At 41.6% G+C, this 17,045-nt stretch carries 15 protein-coding genes; 3 read left to right on the forward strand and 12 right to left on the reverse strand.

What is annotated here, in order from left to right; genetic code table 11:
• Window positions 1-58 precede the first annotated feature (58 nt).
• Window positions 59-751, reverse strand: a complete 693-nt coding sequence (locus FAY33_RS02315; RefSeq protein ID WP_143319578.1) for an ATP-dependent Clp protease proteolytic subunit — start codon at window positions 749-751, stop codon at window positions 59-61.
• A gap of 466 nt (window positions 752-1,217) precedes the next feature.
• On the opposite strand from FAY33_RS02315, the gene FAY33_RS02320 reads away from it, so the two are divergent.
• The gene (locus FAY33_RS02320) at window positions 1,218-2,549 is read left to right on the forward strand and encodes a citrate synthase (RefSeq protein ID WP_143319149.1); all 1,332 of its coding nucleotides are present in this window, start codon (window positions 1,218-1,220) and stop codon (window positions 2,547-2,549) included.
• A 2-nt stretch (window positions 2,550-2,551) separates the two neighbouring features.
• Entirely contained in the window at window positions 2,552-4,861 is a 2,310-nt protein-coding gene (locus FAY33_RS02325) for a hydratase (RefSeq protein WP_143319150.1), read from the forward strand.
• Between the two features lie 73 nt (window positions 4,862-4,934).
• On the opposite strand, the gene FAY33_RS02330 is transcribed toward FAY33_RS02325, so the two are convergent.
• The 8 genes from FAY33_RS02330 to FAY33_RS02365 all read right to left on the reverse strand — a co-directional run bounded on the left by FAY33_RS02330 (window position 4,935) and on the right by FAY33_RS02365 (window position 13,489).
• Window positions 4,935-6,542, reverse strand: coding sequence for a C40 family peptidase (locus FAY33_RS02330; protein WP_185967462.1), 1,608 nt, complete (start codon window positions 6,540-6,542; stop codon window positions 4,935-4,937).
• Between the two features lie 226 nt (window positions 6,543-6,768).
• A complete protein-coding gene (locus FAY33_RS02335; protein ID WP_143319151.1) occupies window positions 6,769-7,566 on the reverse strand; it encodes an ABC transporter ATP-binding protein in 798 nt (265 codons plus the stop codon).
• Window positions 7,567-7,568: 2 nt separating this feature from the next.
• Entirely contained in the window at window positions 7,569-8,483 is a 915-nt protein-coding gene (locus FAY33_RS02340; RefSeq protein WP_143319152.1) for an ABC transporter permease, read from the reverse strand.
• A gap of 138 nt (window positions 8,484-8,621) precedes the next feature.
• The gene (locus tag FAY33_RS02345; protein WP_143319153.1) at window positions 8,622-9,641 is read right to left on the reverse strand and encodes an ABC transporter substrate-binding protein; all 1,020 of its coding nucleotides are present in this window, start codon (window positions 9,639-9,641) and stop codon (window positions 8,622-8,624) included.
• A gap of 216 nt (window positions 9,642-9,857) precedes the next feature.
• On the reverse strand, window positions 9,858-10,721 hold the full coding sequence (locus FAY33_RS02350) for a YitT family protein (protein ID WP_143319154.1): 864 nt from the start codon (window positions 10,719-10,721) through the stop codon (window positions 9,858-9,860).
• 144 nt (window positions 10,722-10,865) lie between these two features.
• A complete protein-coding gene (gene galT, locus FAY33_RS02355) occupies window positions 10,866-12,380 on the reverse strand; it encodes a UDP-glucose--hexose-1-phosphate uridylyltransferase (protein ID WP_143319155.1) in 1,515 nt (504 codons plus the stop codon).
• A gap of 78 nt (window positions 12,381-12,458) precedes the next feature.
• The gene (locus tag FAY33_RS02360) at window positions 12,459-12,974 is read right to left on the reverse strand and encodes a Gx transporter family protein (protein ID WP_143319156.1); all 516 of its coding nucleotides are present in this window, start codon (window positions 12,972-12,974) and stop codon (window positions 12,459-12,461) included.
• 11 nt (window positions 12,975-12,985) lie between these two features.
• Window positions 12,986-13,489, reverse strand: coding sequence for a hypothetical protein (locus FAY33_RS02365; protein ID WP_143319157.1), 504 nt, complete (start codon window positions 13,487-13,489; stop codon window positions 12,986-12,988).
• 155 nt (window positions 13,490-13,644) lie between these two features.
• Here FAY33_RS02365 and FAY33_RS02370 point away from each other — a divergent pair, with 155 nt between their 5' ends.
• Window positions 13,645-13,995 (forward strand): NusG domain II-containing protein, encoded by a 351-nt coding sequence (locus FAY33_RS02370; protein ID WP_143319158.1) that lies wholly within the window; start codon window positions 13,645-13,647, stop codon window positions 13,993-13,995.
• 4 nt (window positions 13,996-13,999) lie between these two features.
• Here the strand turns inward: FAY33_RS02370 and FAY33_RS02375 are convergent, their stop codons facing one another.
• Genes FAY33_RS02375 through FAY33_RS02385 form a run of 3 tightly spaced genes read right to left on the reverse strand, consistent with a single transcriptional unit; the run spans window position 14,000 to window position 17,034 of the window.
• On the reverse strand, window positions 14,000-14,887 hold the full coding sequence (locus FAY33_RS02375; RefSeq protein ID WP_143319159.1) for a DegV family protein: 888 nt from the start codon (window positions 14,885-14,887) through the stop codon (window positions 14,000-14,002).
• Window positions 14,888-14,922: 35 nt separating this feature from the next.
• Window positions 14,923-16,323: an ATP-binding protein gene (locus FAY33_RS02380; RefSeq protein WP_143319160.1), complete on the reverse strand. Its 1,401-nt coding sequence runs from the start codon at window positions 16,321-16,323 to the stop codon at window positions 14,923-14,925.
• 21 nt (window positions 16,324-16,344) lie between these two features.
• Entirely contained in the window at window positions 16,345-17,034 is a 690-nt protein-coding gene (locus FAY33_RS02385; protein WP_143319161.1) for a response regulator transcription factor, read from the reverse strand.
• Window positions 17,035-17,045 lie beyond the last annotated feature (11 nt).

Consider the following 17,045-nt stretch of genomic DNA (forward strand, 5'->3'; position numbering starts at 1 on the left):
ACTTCCCCCTTCTATCCATTGGTATCAGTATACAAAAAAATCGGGGAAATTGCAATGATTAACAGGAAGCAGTTTCCATCAAATCGTATAATTTTTGCAGCGCATCTTTAATTCCGCCCACTTCATCAATCAATCCTTCTTTTACGGTTTCTTCTCCAACAAGCATGGTTCCAAGGTCTCTTGTCAGCATCTCTGTGTTTAGCATAAGACGTTTTAACTGGTCATAGGCGATTTTTGCATGTCCGGAGACAAAACTTAAAATACGATCCTGAATCATCTCAAAATATTCATAAGTCTGGGATGCACCAATTACCATCCCTGTCATGCGGACTGGATGAATCATCATGGTTCCTGTAGGAACAATAAAAGAATAATCTGTACAGACAGCCAGAGGAACCCCAATGGAATGGCTTCCGCCAAGAACCAGGGAAACCGTAGGAATACTTAAGGATGCAATCATTTCTGCAATTGCAAGTCCTGCATCCACGTCTCCACCAGAGGTATTGAGAAGAATCAGCAGCCCTTCCACGGAATCATCATCTTCAATCTCAGCTAATTTAGGCAGAATATGATCATATTTTGTTGCTTTACTATTACTGGAAAGATTCTCATGACCTTCAATTTCTCCAATAATGGATAGCAGATGGATTTTACGCTTATTGGCGTTGTCATCCAAGGTCATCTGACCATATTCCTCCAGTTTCTGGTCCTCTTTCTGCTCTATATCTTTTTCGGTTTTCTTTTCATCCAGATTTTCTTTCTGGTTGTTATCTGTGGAAAGATTTTCATTATTTTCGTTGTTTTGATTATTTTCGTTATTCTGGCTATTTTCGTTATTCTCATTATTTTGAGCCTGATTCTGATTGCTATTTTTATTTTGATACTCTCTCACCTTAAAAACCTCCTGTTTGATCTGATTTTGGTAGTTTCCTTATGATGTGGAGAAAACAGCAAAAATATGCTTGCATCCACCAAAACATAAGATCAATGTCGAAAATTGTCTGTCTTTGTTCTTTTGACTAACAATATTTTAATTGTGATCATAACAAGTTATTGACTTTGATACTTTTCCATGTTAAACTATCAAACAATAAAAAAGCCAGTTACATTCGATTGCCAATGAAGGCAGCGCCGGAGATTCCGTATGCGCTGCTTTTGTATAAAAGTATTCCGACCCTGAGCTTTGGCTTAATCTGAAAAAAAGGAGAGAGCATCGTATGAACAACCTTTTCATTGCACAAACGTTTGGTAAGTCATCCAATTACACCGATATTCCCAATCATTTATTTAAGGAACATGATGTAAAAAAAGGACTTCGAAACGAAGACGGAACCGGGGTTATTGTAGGTTTAACCCGTGTATCCGATGTTGTAGGCTATGAATATCAGAATGGGGAAAAAGTGAATGTTCCCGGAAAATTATACTACCGCGGAATCGAGATCAGCGATCTGGTTAACGGGAAAGGCAATGACCGCTACGGTTATGAAGAAACTTCCTTTCTTCTACTCTTTGGATATCTTCCGTCAGATAAGGAATTAAAAGACTTCACAACAGTTTTACAGCAGTTTTATCCTCTCCCCAACGAATTCTTCGAAAGGAATATGCTTCGTACACCATCAAAGAATCTAATGAACAGTCTTCAAAAAAGCATTCTTGCTCTTTATGATTATGACAATGATCCGGATAATACCGATCCCTACCAGATCCTTTTAAAAGGAATTAATATTCTGGCAAAACTTCCAACCCTTGCTGTATACGCATATCAAAGTAAAATTCATTATTACGACAGGGAAAGCCTTGTTATTCATTATCCGAAACCAGAATATTCCATTGCAGAAAACATTCTCTATCTGCTGCGCCACGATGGAATTTTCACTCCCCAGGAAGCCAGCCTTTTAGATGTGATGCTTATGATTCATGGAGATCATGGCGGTGGAAACAACTCAACGTTTACCAATGTTGTGATTTCTTCTACGGGAACGGATATCTATTCCGCAATCTCCGGTTCCATCGGATCTTTAAAAGGTCCCAAACATGGCGGTGCAAATATCCGATGCAGCGAGATGCTGACTGCTGTTAAAAATGAGATCGGACTCCAGGCAACAGAAGCCCAGATGAAAAAAGTCCTTCAAAGAATCCTTTCCAAAGATTTTTATGACAATTCAGGTCTTGTATATGGTCTTGGCCACGCAGTGTATACTATGTCTGACCCTCGTGCAGATCTGTTAAAGATATGCTGTGAAAAACTGGCAAGGCAAAAGGACCGGGTAGAGGAATATGAATTCCTTGCAAAATTTGAATCTGTTGCCAAGGCCTATCTTGCAAGAAACGGAAAAACACTTTCTAATAATGTAGACTTCTACAGCGGTTTTGCTTATAATATGCTGCAAATTCCAGAGGAGATGTATACTCCCCTGTTTGTCTGCGCAAGAATGGCTGGCTGGCTGGCACATAACATAGAAAATAAGATGTACGACGGAAGAATCATGCGTCCGGCAACCAAATACGTGGGTGAAACAAATCCCTACATAAACAGAGAGGAACGATAATTATGGTAAACTTATATGAAGGCGGAGCTTATCTTTTAAATGGTACAGAACTGATTCCGGAACATGAATCCCAAAAAGCTGCCGCAATAACAGGAAAAGAAATCAATAAAGAAGAAGCAAAAAAGGGAACCATTGCCTATTCCATTTTACAGGCACATAACACAACCGACAACATGGAACATTTAAAGCTGCGCTTTGATTCCATGGCTTCCCATGATATTACATTTGTAGGAATCATTCAGACAGCACGGGCTTCCGGACTTAAGGAGTTTCCTATTCCCTATGTTATGACCAACTGCCATAACTCCTTATGTGCGGTAGGCGGTACTATTAATGAGGATGACCATGTATTTGGGCTTTCTGCTGCCAAAAAATACGGTGGAATTTTTGTTCCTCCCCACATTGCAGTTATTCACCAGTATATGAGGGAAATGATGGCAGGATGCGGCAGGATGATCCTTGGTTCTGACAGCCATACCCGTTACGGAGCATTAGGAACCATGGCAATTGGAGAAGGCGGCGGCGAACTGGTAAAACAGCTTCTTTGTGATACTTATGATGTGGCTTATCCCGGTGTTGTGGCAATTTACCTGACTGGAAAACCTTCTCCTGCAGTGGGTCCTCACGATGTTGCCCTTGCAATCATTGGAAAAGTATTTAAAAATGGCTATGTAAAAAACAAAATTATGGAATTTGTAGGTCCTGGAGTAGCTTCTATGGATACTGATTACAGAAACGGTGTTGATGTTATGACAACAGAAACCACCTGCCTGTCTTCTGTATGGAGAACCGACGAAGATACAAAAGCATATTTAACGCTTCACGGCAGAGGCAATGATTATAAGGAGCTTAATCCGGCTGACGTCACCTACTACGATGGGGTTGTTACCGTAGATTTAAGCGCAATCAAACCGATGATCGCACTTCCATTCCATCCAAGCAATACCTATGAGATTGACGAATTAAACAACAATCTGGAGGATATTCTCCGGACTGTAGAAAAAGAAGCAGCTCAGTTTACGGAAAACTCTGAGGCAAGCCTGTCTCTCACCGATAAAATTGTTAACGGTAGATTAATGGTTCAGCAGGGAGTTATTGCAGGCTGTGCAGGAGGTAATTATACGAATGTCATGATGGCAGCCCATATTTTAAATGGCAAGAACTGCGGCAACGATGTATTTAACTTATCCGTTTATCCATCTTCCCAGCCTGTCTATATGGATCTGGTGAAGAAAGGTGCCATTACGGAATTAATGGCTACTGGTGCCACCATCCGTACAGCATTTTGCGGTCCCTGTTTTGGTGCTGGAGATACTCCTGCCAATAATACCTTAAGCATTCGTCATACTACAAGGAACTTCCCAAGCCGAGAGGGATCAAAGCCTGGAAGCGGTCAGATCTCCTGCGTTGCCTTAATGGATGCCAGATCAATTGCTGCAACCGCTGCAAATGGAGGTTATCTGACCTCTGCCGAAGAATGTATGGATAATTATGAAGTTCCTGCTTATGAATTTGATCCTTCTTCTTATGAAAGAAGGGTTTATCAGGGCTATGGCAATCCCCAGGGTGAATCTGAGCTGGTAAACGGACCAAACATTAAAGACTGGCCTGCAATGAGCGCTCTGACTGAGAACATTCTGCTTCGGGTATGTTCAAAGATCATGGACCCTGTTACTACTACCGATGAACTGATTCCTTCCGGCGAGACTTCCTCTTATCGTTCGAACCCTCTGGGTCTTGCAGAATTTACTCTTTCACGGAGAGATCCAGAATACGTGGGACGTTCAAAAAAAGTAAATGAACTGGAACAGGCACGAAAAAGCGGCACTTGCCCATTAACCGTAAGTGATGAATTAAAGGATGCGTTTGAGGCTCTTCGTCTTTATTTAAACAATCCTGATTTAAGTGCTTCTGAAACAGAAATAGGAAGCATGATCTATGCGGTGAAACCTGGCGATGGATCTGCCAGGGAGCAGGCTGCAAGCTGCCAAAGAGTTCTTGGCGGTCTTGCCAATATTGCTCACGAATATGCAACCAAACGTTACCGCTCCAATGTTATGAACTGGGGAATGGTTCCATTCCTTCTTGATGAAGATCCCGACTTTGAAGTAGGTGATTTCATCTACGTTCCTGGCATCCGGACTGCTCTTGACGGAGATATGGAACATATTCCAGCTTATGTAATCAGGAATACAAAAGGCAATCCAATTCATGAAATGAAGCTTCACATCGCAGAGATGACACCAGAAGAACGGGCAATTGTTAAATCCGGTTGTCTGATCAATTATAACCGGGAAAAAGCAGGAAAATAAAATAAAGCAAAAACAGAAAAGCCCCTGAGAAGACTGGAATTACCAGTTCTCTCAGGGGCTTTCTTTTCACATGCTAATTGCCGATTATATTGCGTATCTTTACTGGTTTACGGTAATTCCAGGTGGAAATCTTAATACCGCTGCGCCGGCTGGCGGCATGTACAATCTGTCCATTGCCAATATACATGGCTACATGATTCACCGTTCCACGGCTGTTGGCATAGAACAGCAGATCTCCCGGCTTCATCTCAGCCGAAGTAATGGATTTCCCCATATTAGACTGGGCACCGGAATAATGGGGTAAACCGATTCCAAATTTGGAATAAATGGACATGGTAAACCCGGAACAGTCCGCGCCTTTTGTAAGGCTGGTTCCTCCCCATACATAGGGGTTGCCAAGGTATTGGAGGGCATAATTGACCATCTGGGTTCTGGCAGAAGTCTGTGCATTACTCTTTTCTTCCAAAGGTGAAAACTTGATTGCCTGGGGAAGTGCATAACGCACGTCAACAAAGTCAGAAGATACATAAGCATTGCTGTCCTCTTCCAGCTCAATCTCAACCCAGCCGTCGATCTGCTTTAAAACCGGATATCTCTCATTATTGGAAACCTGGGTCCAGATCTTGGATTCTGTGGTTGGCTCTGAACGCGCATTGAGCATATCTGTATTGACAATTGCCATCAGCTCTGCCACCTGTAACGCTTCATCTTTGGCTGCCTGCCCGGTTAAAATATAATCAGATTTCACATAGCCAGTTATACTGCCTGACTGAATCTTATACCAGCCATCATCTGTAGTCTCTAAAATATTACCTGCAGCTTTACTTGGCATCTTCGCAATGATTTTCCCATTCTCATTGGGTTCTTCCCTTACATTCAAATAGTTATCAACATCGGAAATACCAATATTCTTATAATAATTAAATACCATTGCCTTTAAATCCAGTTTTCTCGCTTCATTAAGGGAATATTCCAGCTTCACATATTCAGAGGACAGATATCCGGATGCAATCTGAATCCAGCCATCGGTCTGACCAAGGACTTCATACCTCTCATTGATAAGAGCCTGTCCAACCGGGTTAGAGCTTTTGGAGGGTTCCTGTCTGATATTCATGCTGTCCGCCTGAATAATGGCTCTTAATTTCACAAGGTCTTCCGCCTTTTTCTTCGCTTCATTTCCTGTCAGCACATATTCAGAATGGATATATCCCTCTATGCCGCCTGAAGATATCTTATACCACTCCTGATCCGTTTTCTCCAGAATCTCACATGCCCCGTCTCCCTGAAGCTTTCCAATGACATCTGCATCGGTGCCTGGCTCTTTTCTGACATTCAGATAACCAGTTGCTTTTACAATTCCCAGCTCCTTATAAGAACTGATTACTCTCTCCCGCTCTTTTGCTTCCTTTTTTATCTCTTCCGGCGATTTACCGTCTTCCCTGGCTGAGGCCTCCAGGGAATCCACTGCGTCTGAAGGGCTGGCATCAGATGCAGTCGCAGGACCCACAGGAGCCGTCTTATGATTTCTGATTGCAGATGCTCCCCCCGCAATGATAACGGCTGCAAAAAGGACACCTGCACCTCCTACAATCAAAATCTTTTTATAGTCATTCTTACTGCGCTTCTTTCTTGCTTTATCCAAACGAATCACATAATCTTTTTTATCACTGTTATTTTCCATGTTGTGTATTCTCTCCATCTCATGTTTACTACCGGAATATTGATTCAGACCATGGATCATGAGTCTATTCGCCTAAGTATAGCATATTCTGACAGGATTTGCGATATTGGACATATAAAAAAAGTATTAAGATTCTATTACATTTTGAAACATATTGTACCATTATTTCGATTCTATACAAAAAAATGTGGGGTACTGCTGACTGGTCAGCTTTCACCCCACATTTTTATTTTGCCAGCATCATTCGGTCATTGGTAAATTCTTCGCCGCTTGCTTCTTCAAATTTCTTTAACAGATCTTCCACTTCAAGATCTTTCTTCTCATCTCCTGATATGTCGTATATAATACGGCCTTCGTGCATCATAATGAGCCGGTTGCCGATCTGGATGGCATCCTTCATATTATGAGTGATCATCAGTGTAGTAAGATTCTGCTCTTCCACAATTTCTTCGGTGATCTCAAGAACCTTTCTGGCAGTCTTCGGATCAAGTGCTGCTGTATGCTCATCTAAAAGAAGAAGCTTTGGTTTTTGCAGTGTTGCCATCAAAAGCGTGAGTGCCTGTCTTTGTCCTCCCGATAAAAGTCCTACTTTATTGGTCATACGATTTTCAAGTCCAAGCCCAAGTTTTGTCAATGCTTCCTGATAAAATGATTTTTCACTGATTTTAATTCCCCAGGCAAGACTTCTTGCTTTTCCTCTGCGGTAAGCAAGAGCCATATTCTCCTGAATCTCCATTCCAGCCGCTGTTCCCATCATGGGGTCCTGAAATACACGACCAATGTACTGGGCACGCTTAAATTCAGGAAAACGGGAAATATTGACCCCATCAATCTCAATCTTTCCAGAGTCAATGGGATACACACCGGCAATCATATTAAGGGTGGTTGACTTTCCAGCTCCGTTTCCGCCTATTACCGTAACAAAATCACCTTCGTTCAGATGAAGATTGATTCCATTTAATGCTTTTTTTTCGTTTATTGTATTTTTGTTAAACGTCTTTTTTACATTTTTAATATCCAGCATGATTATTCCCCTCCTTCTGTATAGGACGCTTTCAATCGCCATTTTCGAATAATAACAGGGACGCAGAGTGCAACTGCTACAATCACAGCAGATAAAAGTTTCATATCATTGGCATTCATTCCCATTCTAAGCACCACGGCACGAATGACAAAATAAATGACAGAACCAACTACGGCTGAAACCAGCTTGCTTCCAAAAGAACGAAGCTTTCCCATAAGCACTTCGCCGATGACAATCGCTGCAAGACCGATAACAATGGCTCCTGTTCCCATTCCAATATCCGCATATTTCTGACTTTGACTCACCAGGCCGCCGGAAATACCCACCAGACCATTGCTGATCATAAGAGCCAGAAGCTTTGTCGTGTTGGTGTTTACACCCTGAGCACGGATCATGGCTTCATTGTTGCCGGTTGCTCTCATGGCACTTCCGATCTCAGTTCCAAAAAACCAATACAACAGTACAATAATAACGACTGCAGCACCGACTCCAATCACTAAAGCAGCAGACTGCTTTCCAAGTCCTGTTACATCAATAAACTTTGAAACAACCGTATCGGTCTTTAAAAGGGGCACATTGCTTTTTCCACTCATAATTCTTAAATTAATAGACCAAAGACCAATCTGAGTCAAAATGCCTGCCAGAATTGCAGGGATTTCAAAGACGGTATGTAACAATCCGGTAACTGCACCTGCTGCCATTCCCGCAATTCCTGCCACAAGCAAAGCAATCCATGGGTCCATCTTGAAAACAAGAACCATAACCGCACATACACAGCCACCCGTTGCAAAACTTCCGTCAACCGTCAAGTCTGCTATATCCAAAAGTTTATAGGTAATATAAACTCCCAACACCATAACACCCCATAAAACACCTTGTACAACTGCATCCTGTAAGGATACCAGCAAACCACTCATTTATTATTCCTCCACTTATGTTCTCTTTTCCAGGCATAAATGCCTTACATAAAAAATGTCAGTTTCATCTCTTATGTAAAGCATCTATGAGGAAGAGGCGGACGATTCTTCCTATGTCCGCCTTATTCCCGTAAATTTTTATTTTATGTTGGAAACATCAATTCCCAATGTCTTTGCAGTCTCCTGGTTAACAGAAAGCTTGCATTTTTCTAATGAAAGGTATTCGATTGGCATTTTGGATATATCTTCCCCATCCTTTAAAATCTTTACTGCCTGCTCTCCTGTTAAATAACCCAGTTCAAAATAATCAATTCCATAAGTGGCAAGTCCTCCTGCATTAACCATTCCTTCTTCACCGCAGATGGTTGGAAGCCCATTCTCATTGGCAATCATGGCTACCGTTGTCATGCCTGCCGCAATGGTATTATCCGTGGGAGCATAAATTGCATCTACGTTCCCTACCATAGAGGTAACTACAGTCTGGATCTCATTCGAACTGGATACGGTATAATCTACGGCTGTCATCCCGGCAGCTTCAATGGCTTCTCTCGCCATATTTGCCTGAATCTCGGAGTTTGACTCAGAAGAAGCATAGAGGATTCCCACTTTTTTTGCCTCTGGAAGAATCTTCTTTAAAAGTTCAATCTGTTCTTTTACCGGAGTTAAATCAGAAGTACCGCTTACATTGTTCCCAGGAACTTCATTGCTTTCTACAAGCTCAGAAGCCGCAGGATCTGTGACAGCCGTAACCAGAACCGGAATATCACTGGTCGCTCCAGCCACTGCCTGTGCTGCCGGGGTTGCAATGGAAAGAATCAGGTCATTGCCATCGTTAACAAGCTTACTGGCAATGGTCTGACAGGTAGACTGATCCCCTGCTGCATTTTGCTGGTCCACTGTATAATTAATTCCTGCATCATCAAGAGCTTTAATAAATCCTTTGTTTGTTGCGTCAAGAGCTGTATGCTGTACCAACTGAAGAACACCAATCTTATACTGCTTTCCTTCTGCTGTTTTCCCCTCACTGGTTACACTTTCCTCTGATGCGGTTGTATCTGCCTGCCCGCCCTTTTCTCCCTGTGGGTTACCACATGCAGTCAGGGACATCATCATAACACCGGCAAGAATCAGTGACAATACTTTCTTCGTTTTTTTCATAATCGGGTCTCCTCTACCATCTAAAATCTTGTCCTGTTTTGAACTTATTTGGTATCATACTACAAAAAACACGCCTCGTCAATTTTATTACTTTAATTTTATGTATTTTTAAAGTGCTAAAGTGCTTTTTTGTAAAAAATGCACGAAAAGACTTTTGATAATTTTGTATTATTACCATTAAAAAAGACCGGAATGCATCCACACCCGGTCTTTCGGTTAATTAGTCAGGAACCCCTTTCCAATAATTTCACTGGAATTGGAAATCAATACAAATGCGGTAGGTTCCACCCTGCGTATGTAATTTTTAAGTTTCATTGCCTGAGAACGGTTCATTGTGGTTAAAATCACCGTCTTCTTATGATGACTGAATGCGCCTTGCGCCTCATAAACAGTGGCACTCCGGTTTAGTCCATGAATAATGTAATCACAGATCGGGTCCGGTTGATCACAGATAATGCTGAAGCATTTACACAAATTAATATTCTCTATAATATCATCAATAACCAGTGATTTCGCCATCAGTCCCAGAGATGAAAACAAACCGGTCTGAGGACCAAATACAAAATATGCCATAATCACACCTGTCACATCCACCAGTAAAAGAACCGTTCCAATATTAAAGCTGGTATAGCGTTTTAATATCATGGCGATGACATCAGTTCCGCCGCTGGAAGCACCTACATGAAACAGAATTGCCGAACCGACTCCGGGCAAAAGAATTGCAAAAATCAGTTCCAGAAGGGGTTCTGTGGTAAGAGGTCCTGTCACAGGAAATAGCCGTTCCAGAAAATATAAAGAAACAGACATCAGAATCGTGGCATAAACCGTCTTAATTCCAAATCCATGACCCAGGAACACAAATCCCAGCACAAGTAAAATAAGATTTGCAATATTGGTAAACTGACTGGCTGACCAATGGGTCAATGCACTGATAACGGTCGCAAATCCAGTAACACCTCCAAAGGCAAAATTATTAGGAAATTTAAAGAAATAAACTCCTATTACCATAACCCAGATACTGAATGTAATCAGCCCATATTCCGTAAGAGTTCTCAGTGATTTGTTTTCTATCTGCTTCATGACTGTCTTTTTTGTCTCCCTCCGGCTCATCATGTCCGGTCTATTCATTCATAGTGAGTCAAGATCTTTCTGACTCCCAATAGAATATACCTCAAAGGGAAACGAATTACAAACATCAATCTGTCTGAACATATCACAACATTTCTATTGTGAAACAGGAGTAAACCCAACTGCAGTCAGAAACCTTCCAAATCCTTTGTGCCCTTCCTCATTGCACTTATAGACTCCTGCATCTTCTAATACCTGCTCGAAGGCAAGTCCAACTTCCTGTTTTAAGATTTCCTCTGCCTTGTCTTTGGTGATGGTTCCATATTTTGGAAGAAAATTTTCTACCCAGTCCCCATGTTTTTTAATTTCTTCTCTTGACCGGATATCTTTTCCTTCTGTTATGTATTCTGCGAGCAGAGTCAGCTCACTTTTCAGCCTGGAAGGAAGGACTGCAAGACCCATAACTTCAATCAGTCCAATATTCTCTTTCTTAATATGGTGAAGATCCTGATGGGGATGGTATAAACCCAGAGGGAATTCTTCTGTTGTTATATTATTTCTTAATACCAGATCCAGTTCATATAAGCCATTCTTCCATCTGGCAATAGGCGTAATGGTATTATGGGGTTCTCCGTCTGTTTCGGCAAAGACAAACGCTTTCTCATCGGTATAGCCTCTCCATACACCTAAAATCTTTGTACCAAGTTCGATCAGCTCCTCTGGATCTTTGCTTCTTGTCCGCAAAACAGACATGGGCCATCTTACAATTCCAGCTTCAACGTTCTCAAAACCTGCGATTTTATAAATCTTCTCTAAGGGAGCTTTTGCCATTGGAAACTCGTAGTTTCCGCCCTGAAAATGATCATGGGATAAAATAGAACCTCCTACAATAGGCAGGTCCGCATTGGAGCCAAGGAAATAATGGGGAAACTGTTTTACAAAATCAAACAGCTTTACAAATGTCTCCTGCTCAATCTTCATTGGAACATGCTGTCCGTTAAACACAATGCAATGTTCATTATAGTAGACATACGGAGAATATTGAAATCCCCATTGACTGTCATTGATGGAAATACGAACAACGCGGTGATTGCTGCGACCAGGGTGGTTTATTCTGCCAGCATATCCTTCATTCTCTATACAAAGCTGGCACTTGGGATACCCGCTTTGCTTTGTCAGTTTTGCAGCGGCAATGGCTTTTGGATCTTTCTCAGGTTTTGACAGGTTTACCGTTATATCCAGATCCCCGTATCTGGTATGGGTAATCCATCTCATATCCTTTTTAATCCGGTATCGCCTTATGTAGTCAGAATCCTGGGACAGCTTATAGTAATATTGTGTAGCCGAAAGAGGCGATTGACTATACAACTCCCAAAACCGTTTGTCCACGTCACTGGGTCTTGGCATCAGGCAGTTCATTAACCGGGTATCAAACAGATCACGGAAGGTAACCGTATTCTCTTTTAAAAGACCACGCTCCCATGCGTAGTCCAGCAATTCTTTTAAAACAGCCTCCAGATCAACTTCTGAAACTTCTTCTTCCGGTTCTTTATACTCATCAAGCTTCAGCACATCAAGAATCTGATTGACCGCATAATATTCGTCTGCTTCTTCTAATAATCCTGTAGATCGTCCATACTGTACCAGCTTTTTTATTGCCAAACAAATCATCCCACTATTCCTCCCATTTCCCTTTGTCCCTAATTATATCCCCGACGATCTGGTAAAACAATAGAATATCTTTTGATCTTACTGCAATTTTTTAAGATATTGGCTGACACGCACCACAATCAAGTTTCCTAATATGCCGATTACAAGTCCTGCGGCTGTTCCGGCAGCCAAAAGAACCGGAAGGTAATAAAATACCCCTGCCTGCTTCACAATCCATGCTGCCATACATATCTGCCCAATGTTGTGGGCAACACCTCCCGCAATGCTGATTCCTACAGTTCCAAGCCACTTCTTTTTCTTTAAAACAATCATAACCACAATGCTTAGAAAAAAACCGGCAAGGCTGTAAAAGACTGCAAACAGATTGCTGAAAGTAAATCCGGTCAGAATAATTCTTACAAAAGCAACCGCCACAGTCCCCTTTGCTCCTATGGTATAAAGACCTACCATGGTTACCAGATTGGACAGTCCAAGTTTTACTCCTGGAATTCCAAGAGAAACAGGGATTAACGTTTCAACAAAGCTGAGAACAAAGGCAAGTGCAATGAGCATCCCATAAAGTGCTGCCATATATGCGGTCCTTTTTCTCTTCATAAATACCGTCCTCACTGGGGAGAAGCCTGAGTCAGACAATCCTTTACGCCATTTACAAAGCCAAATAAATTAATGCTCACGGAAGCTACAGAATCCGTATAACCTTCTGAGTTAATCAGTCCGTCTACCCCCTGATGCTCCAAAACATAATTTACCACAGATTCTGCCTGCTCGTGCCATTTTGGTCCGTTCTCTGTCATCTGATAATATCCGTCCATGGAAAGCCTGCTTTTTTTTGTTCCATCTTCCTTTATGCAGTCCCAGGTAAGACTAGTAATGGTACTGTCTTTTACCGTTAATGAAACCTGGTCTTTAAATCCATTCCCATCAAATTCCGGGGATTCATAAGAATACGTTCCATCACTGGTTCCTGTCAGGTGACGTCCTGCAGCCACACGACTGTCTATGGCTTTATACAGGGGATCAGACCCAAAGACAGTTGCTCCTGCCAAAAGAATCATTACACCCAGCCCGATCAGCCCATTTCTTCTGATTTTTACATTTCCTTTTTTCATAGTTCCCTCCCAGCTCATTAAGTTTGATTATATTTTAACATAGTGTATCCGCATGATTCAATGGTTTTATTGATTATTTATCCTTGGAAAGAAAAGAAATTATATGATATAATAAAAAAATCTGTTTTTAGAAAAGAAAAGAAGGACCTTACGATATGAATATAAAGCATTACAAAAAAGAACTTATGCTGGCAGTCGGAATCCTGATTATAGCCGGAATCCTGTTTTTTGCAAATCAGATTATATTTTCTAAACCAGCCAAAAATGCGGTAATATCTGTTGATGGCGAAGTGGTGAAGACCCTGAATCTAAACAAGGATGCAGACATGACCATCACCGGATATTCAGGCGGAACCAACCGTATTATCGTTAAAAATGGAGAAATCCAGGTATCTGAGGCTTCCTGCCCGGATAAAGTCTGTGTACATCAGGGCTGGGTAAAGCATACGGGCGAAAATATTGTATGCCTGCCCAACCATATGATTGTTCAAATTGTGGGAGATTAATTGCCTATGGGGTTCTCCTGTCACCAAAAAAGAATAAGGCAACAGTTCCCGGTCCGGTGTGGGAACCGATCACAGTTCCTACACTGTTAATCACCACAGGACCAGATAGATTTGCAAAGCGCTCTTCAACCAGTTTTGCCACTTCTTCTGCATCATTTTCACAGGCGGAATGGGAGATAAAACATTTTCCCTTATAATTGATTCCCTGGTCTGCATGCAGTTCCATCATTTTTACAATCTCCTGAATGGCACGCTTCTTTGTCCTGATCTTCTGGACTGCAACCAGTCGTCCGCTGTCATTGATATTCAACAGGGGACAGATGTTAAGCACGGTACCAAGCATTGCAGAAGTGGCAGAAATGCGCCCTCCTCTTTTAAAGCTTGTTAAATCGGTAGAAAAGAACCAGTGATGCACAAAAAGCCTGTTATCCTCTGCCCAGGCTGCGGCATCTGGTAACGATATCTCCTGATCCCTTAAATCCGCCACTTTATCTACAAGAAGCCCGTACCCGGAAGAGGCCCCAAGGGAATCAATGATTTCTATGGTTCTGTCCGGATATTTCTCTTTCATCTCTTCTCTTGCTACACATGCAGAATTATGGGTTCCTGATAATCCGGAAGAAAGAGTCAGATGAAGAATGTCTTTTCCCTCTTTTAGAAATGGTTCAAAAAAATTACAATACTCTTCTACATTGACCTGGGAAGTCACAGGTGCGGCACCTTTTGCTATCCGGTTGTAAAACTCCTCAAACGAAACGCTTTCTCCCAAATCATCGGGATAAGTCACTCCGTCAATTGTATAATGAAAGCAAACATAAGGAATCTGGCGCTGCTTAAAATATTCTCTGCTTAAATCTGCAGTCGAACAACAGGTCAAAACAAATTTACCCATTCATACACCTCCTGTTAACATTTGCTTTCATAGTATCACACTTTTACTTCATTGGGAATCCTTACTATAAATTCTGTTCCCACTTCAAGCTCTGACTGTACGGTAATCGTTCCATGATAGAAATTTACAATATGTTTTACAATGGACAGACCCAGTCCTGTTCCTCCCTGCCGTTTGCTTCTTCCTTTATCCACACGGTAAAACCGTTCAAAGATCCGTCCCAAAGATTCCCTGGGAATTCCCATTCCATTATCTTTCACCTGGATAATCACATCACGGTTTTCTTTTGTCACTTTTACCCATACTTTGCCACCTGGTTTGTTGTATTTGACTGCATTGGTAATAAGGTTGCCCAACAATTCCTTTATCTGCTGACCATTGGCATAAATACACAAAGGTTTACAGTCCAGGTGAATGGTTACTTCATGGGAATCAGAGAGAGGTTTCAATGATTCGATGATGTCATCCAGAATAATAGAAAGCCGGATGTCACTTTTTAAAACTTCCGTTTCTTTTGTCTCCAGCTTAGAAATCATTAAAATGTCATTAATTAAATTATTCATATTAACTGCTTCTTTTTTGATTCTCTTAACAAACTCCTTTTTCTGCCCTTCCTCTTCAATGATTCCGCTTTCCAGAAGCTCTGCATAACCCTGAACGGAAGTGATGGGAGTCTTTAACTCATGGGAAGCGTTACTGAAAAATTCCTGGCGGATCTGTTTTTCCATCTCGATCTGATTGAGATAGTCTTTTACATTCCTGGACATCTTTGTGGTGGTTTCTGCAATAATATTGATCTCCGGATATTGATATGTTTCAAAGGACAGATCCGTATAATCACCGTTTACCTTTAACATCTCCTGTGATATCTCTTTTAAAGGCTTTGTAATGGAGCCGGCAAAGCTGTCCGCAGAAAAAGCAGAATACAAAATCGCCACAAGAAAACTAAGCCACACAGCAGGAAGCAGAAGCAAAACATATTCTTTCATTCCTGTATAAGGTATTGCCATGCGCAAAATATAATCAGATTCACTGGAATGGATCGCCACATAAAGCATGGTTTCTTTCAGAGTATCCGAATAACGCCTGGAATATCCAACCCCTTCTTCTTTTGCCTCCTTGACTTCTTCCCTCTGGGCATGATTATCAAGAGAAGAAACCGGCACATCTCCTGTATCAGCAACAACCGTTCCATCTGAACGGATAATGGTAAACCGGCTCTTTTTTTCATTTAATACCCTTTTCAGTTTACCGACTTCCGACGTTATATCTCCATTATAATCCAGAACTTTATCAATGGCATCTAAGGTATAGCGCATATCTTTTCTGGAGTTTTTTAAAAGAGCACTGCTGGCTGCAATATAAAATATAAAAGTACTTAACAGCAGGACTACTAAAATAACCTGGAGAAACTTTGCAAATATTGCCTTTCTCATAGGAAACCTCCGTTCCACTTTTTATTCTTCTGTTTTCATGAAACGGTACCCTACGCCGCGGACTGTCTTGATGCAGGCACTGCCTTTCTCTCCCAGTTTCTGACGCAAAGTTCGGATGTGCATGTCCAGAGTTCTTGTTTCTCCATCATAATCATAGCCCCATATCTGATTAAGCAGTTCGTCTCTTGTGACCACCTTATTATGATTTTCCATCAGATATTGAAGCAGTTCAAACTCCTTTAAGGTCAGCTCCACCTTTTTGCCATCGCAGTAAACTTCCCTGGTTTTTTTATTCAGATTCAGATAATAAAGATCCAGTACGTCATCAACCGCATTGGCTCTTGTACTCCGCCTCAAAAGACTTCTGATTCTGGCAGCAAGTTCCATAACCCCAAAAGGTTTTGTCATATAATCATCAGCGCCGCCATCAAGACCTGCCACCTTATCAAACTCACGGTCTTTTGCCGTAAGAACTAAAATGGGAAGATCCTTTAAGCATTCAATTTTACGAATCTTACGGATTGCCGTCAATCCGTCCATGCCTGGCAGCATTAAATCAAACACAGCAAGAGAAGGGCGGTCCGTTTCAATCTGCTTCAAACATTCCTCCGCCATCTCAAATGCAGCCACTTCATAGCCAAATCCTTCTAAAGCAATCTTTATTAAGTCTCTGATATTGTCATCATCTTCAATTACATAGATTTGTTCCATATGCCCTTCCT

Source organism: Clostridium sp. HBUAS56010, from assembly GCF_007115105.1.
In the GTDB taxonomy this organism is placed as follows: domain Bacteria; phylum Bacillota; class Clostridia; order Lachnospirales; family Lachnospiraceae; genus Lacrimispora.

Coding starts and splice junctions, on each gene's coding strand:
- FAY33_RS02345 (WP_143319153.1), bottom strand. CDS start 9,641: ATGAAAAAAACGAAGAAAGTATTGTCACTGATTCTTGCCGGTGTTATG.
- FAY33_RS02330 (WP_185967462.1), bottom strand. CDS start 6,542: ATGGAAAATAACAGTGATAAAAAAGATTATGTGATTCGTTTGGATAAA.
- FAY33_RS02370 (WP_143319158.1), top strand. CDS start 13,645: ATGAATATAAAGCATTACAAAAAAGAACTTATGCTGGCAGTCGGAATC.
- FAY33_RS02340 (WP_143319152.1), bottom strand. CDS start 8,483: ATGAGTGGTTTGCTGGTATCCTTACAGGATGCAGTTGTACAAGGTGTT.
- FAY33_RS02385 (WP_143319161.1), bottom strand. CDS start 17,034: ATGGAACAAATCTATGTAATTGAAGATGATGACAATATCAGAGACTTA.
- FAY33_RS02375 (WP_143319159.1), bottom strand. CDS start 14,887: ATGGGTAAATTTGTTTTGACCTGTTGTTCGACTGCAGATTTAAGCAGA.
- FAY33_RS02350 (WP_143319154.1), bottom strand. CDS start 10,721: ATGAAGCAGATAGAAAACAAATCACTGAGAACTCTTACGGAATATGGG.
- FAY33_RS02320 (WP_143319149.1), top strand. CDS start 1,218: ATGAACAACCTTTTCATTGCACAAACGTTTGGTAAGTCATCCAATTAC.
- FAY33_RS02380 (WP_143319160.1), bottom strand. CDS start 16,323: ATGAGAAAGGCAATATTTGCAAAGTTTCTCCAGGTTATTTTAGTAGTC.
- galT (WP_143319155.1), bottom strand. CDS start 12,380: ATGATTTGTTTGGCAATAAAAAAGCTGGTACAGTATGGACGATCTACA.
- FAY33_RS02335 (WP_143319151.1), bottom strand. CDS start 7,566: ATGCTGGATATTAAAAATGTAAAAAAGACGTTTAACAAAAATACAATA.
- FAY33_RS02365 (WP_143319157.1), bottom strand. CDS start 13,489: ATGAAAAAAGGAAATGTAAAAATCAGAAGAAATGGGCTGATCGGGCTG.
- FAY33_RS02325 (WP_143319150.1), top strand. CDS start 2,552: ATGGTAAACTTATATGAAGGCGGAGCTTATCTTTTAAATGGTACAGAA.
- FAY33_RS02360 (WP_143319156.1), bottom strand. CDS start 12,974: ATGAAGAGAAAAAGGACCGCATATATGGCAGCACTTTATGGGATGCTC.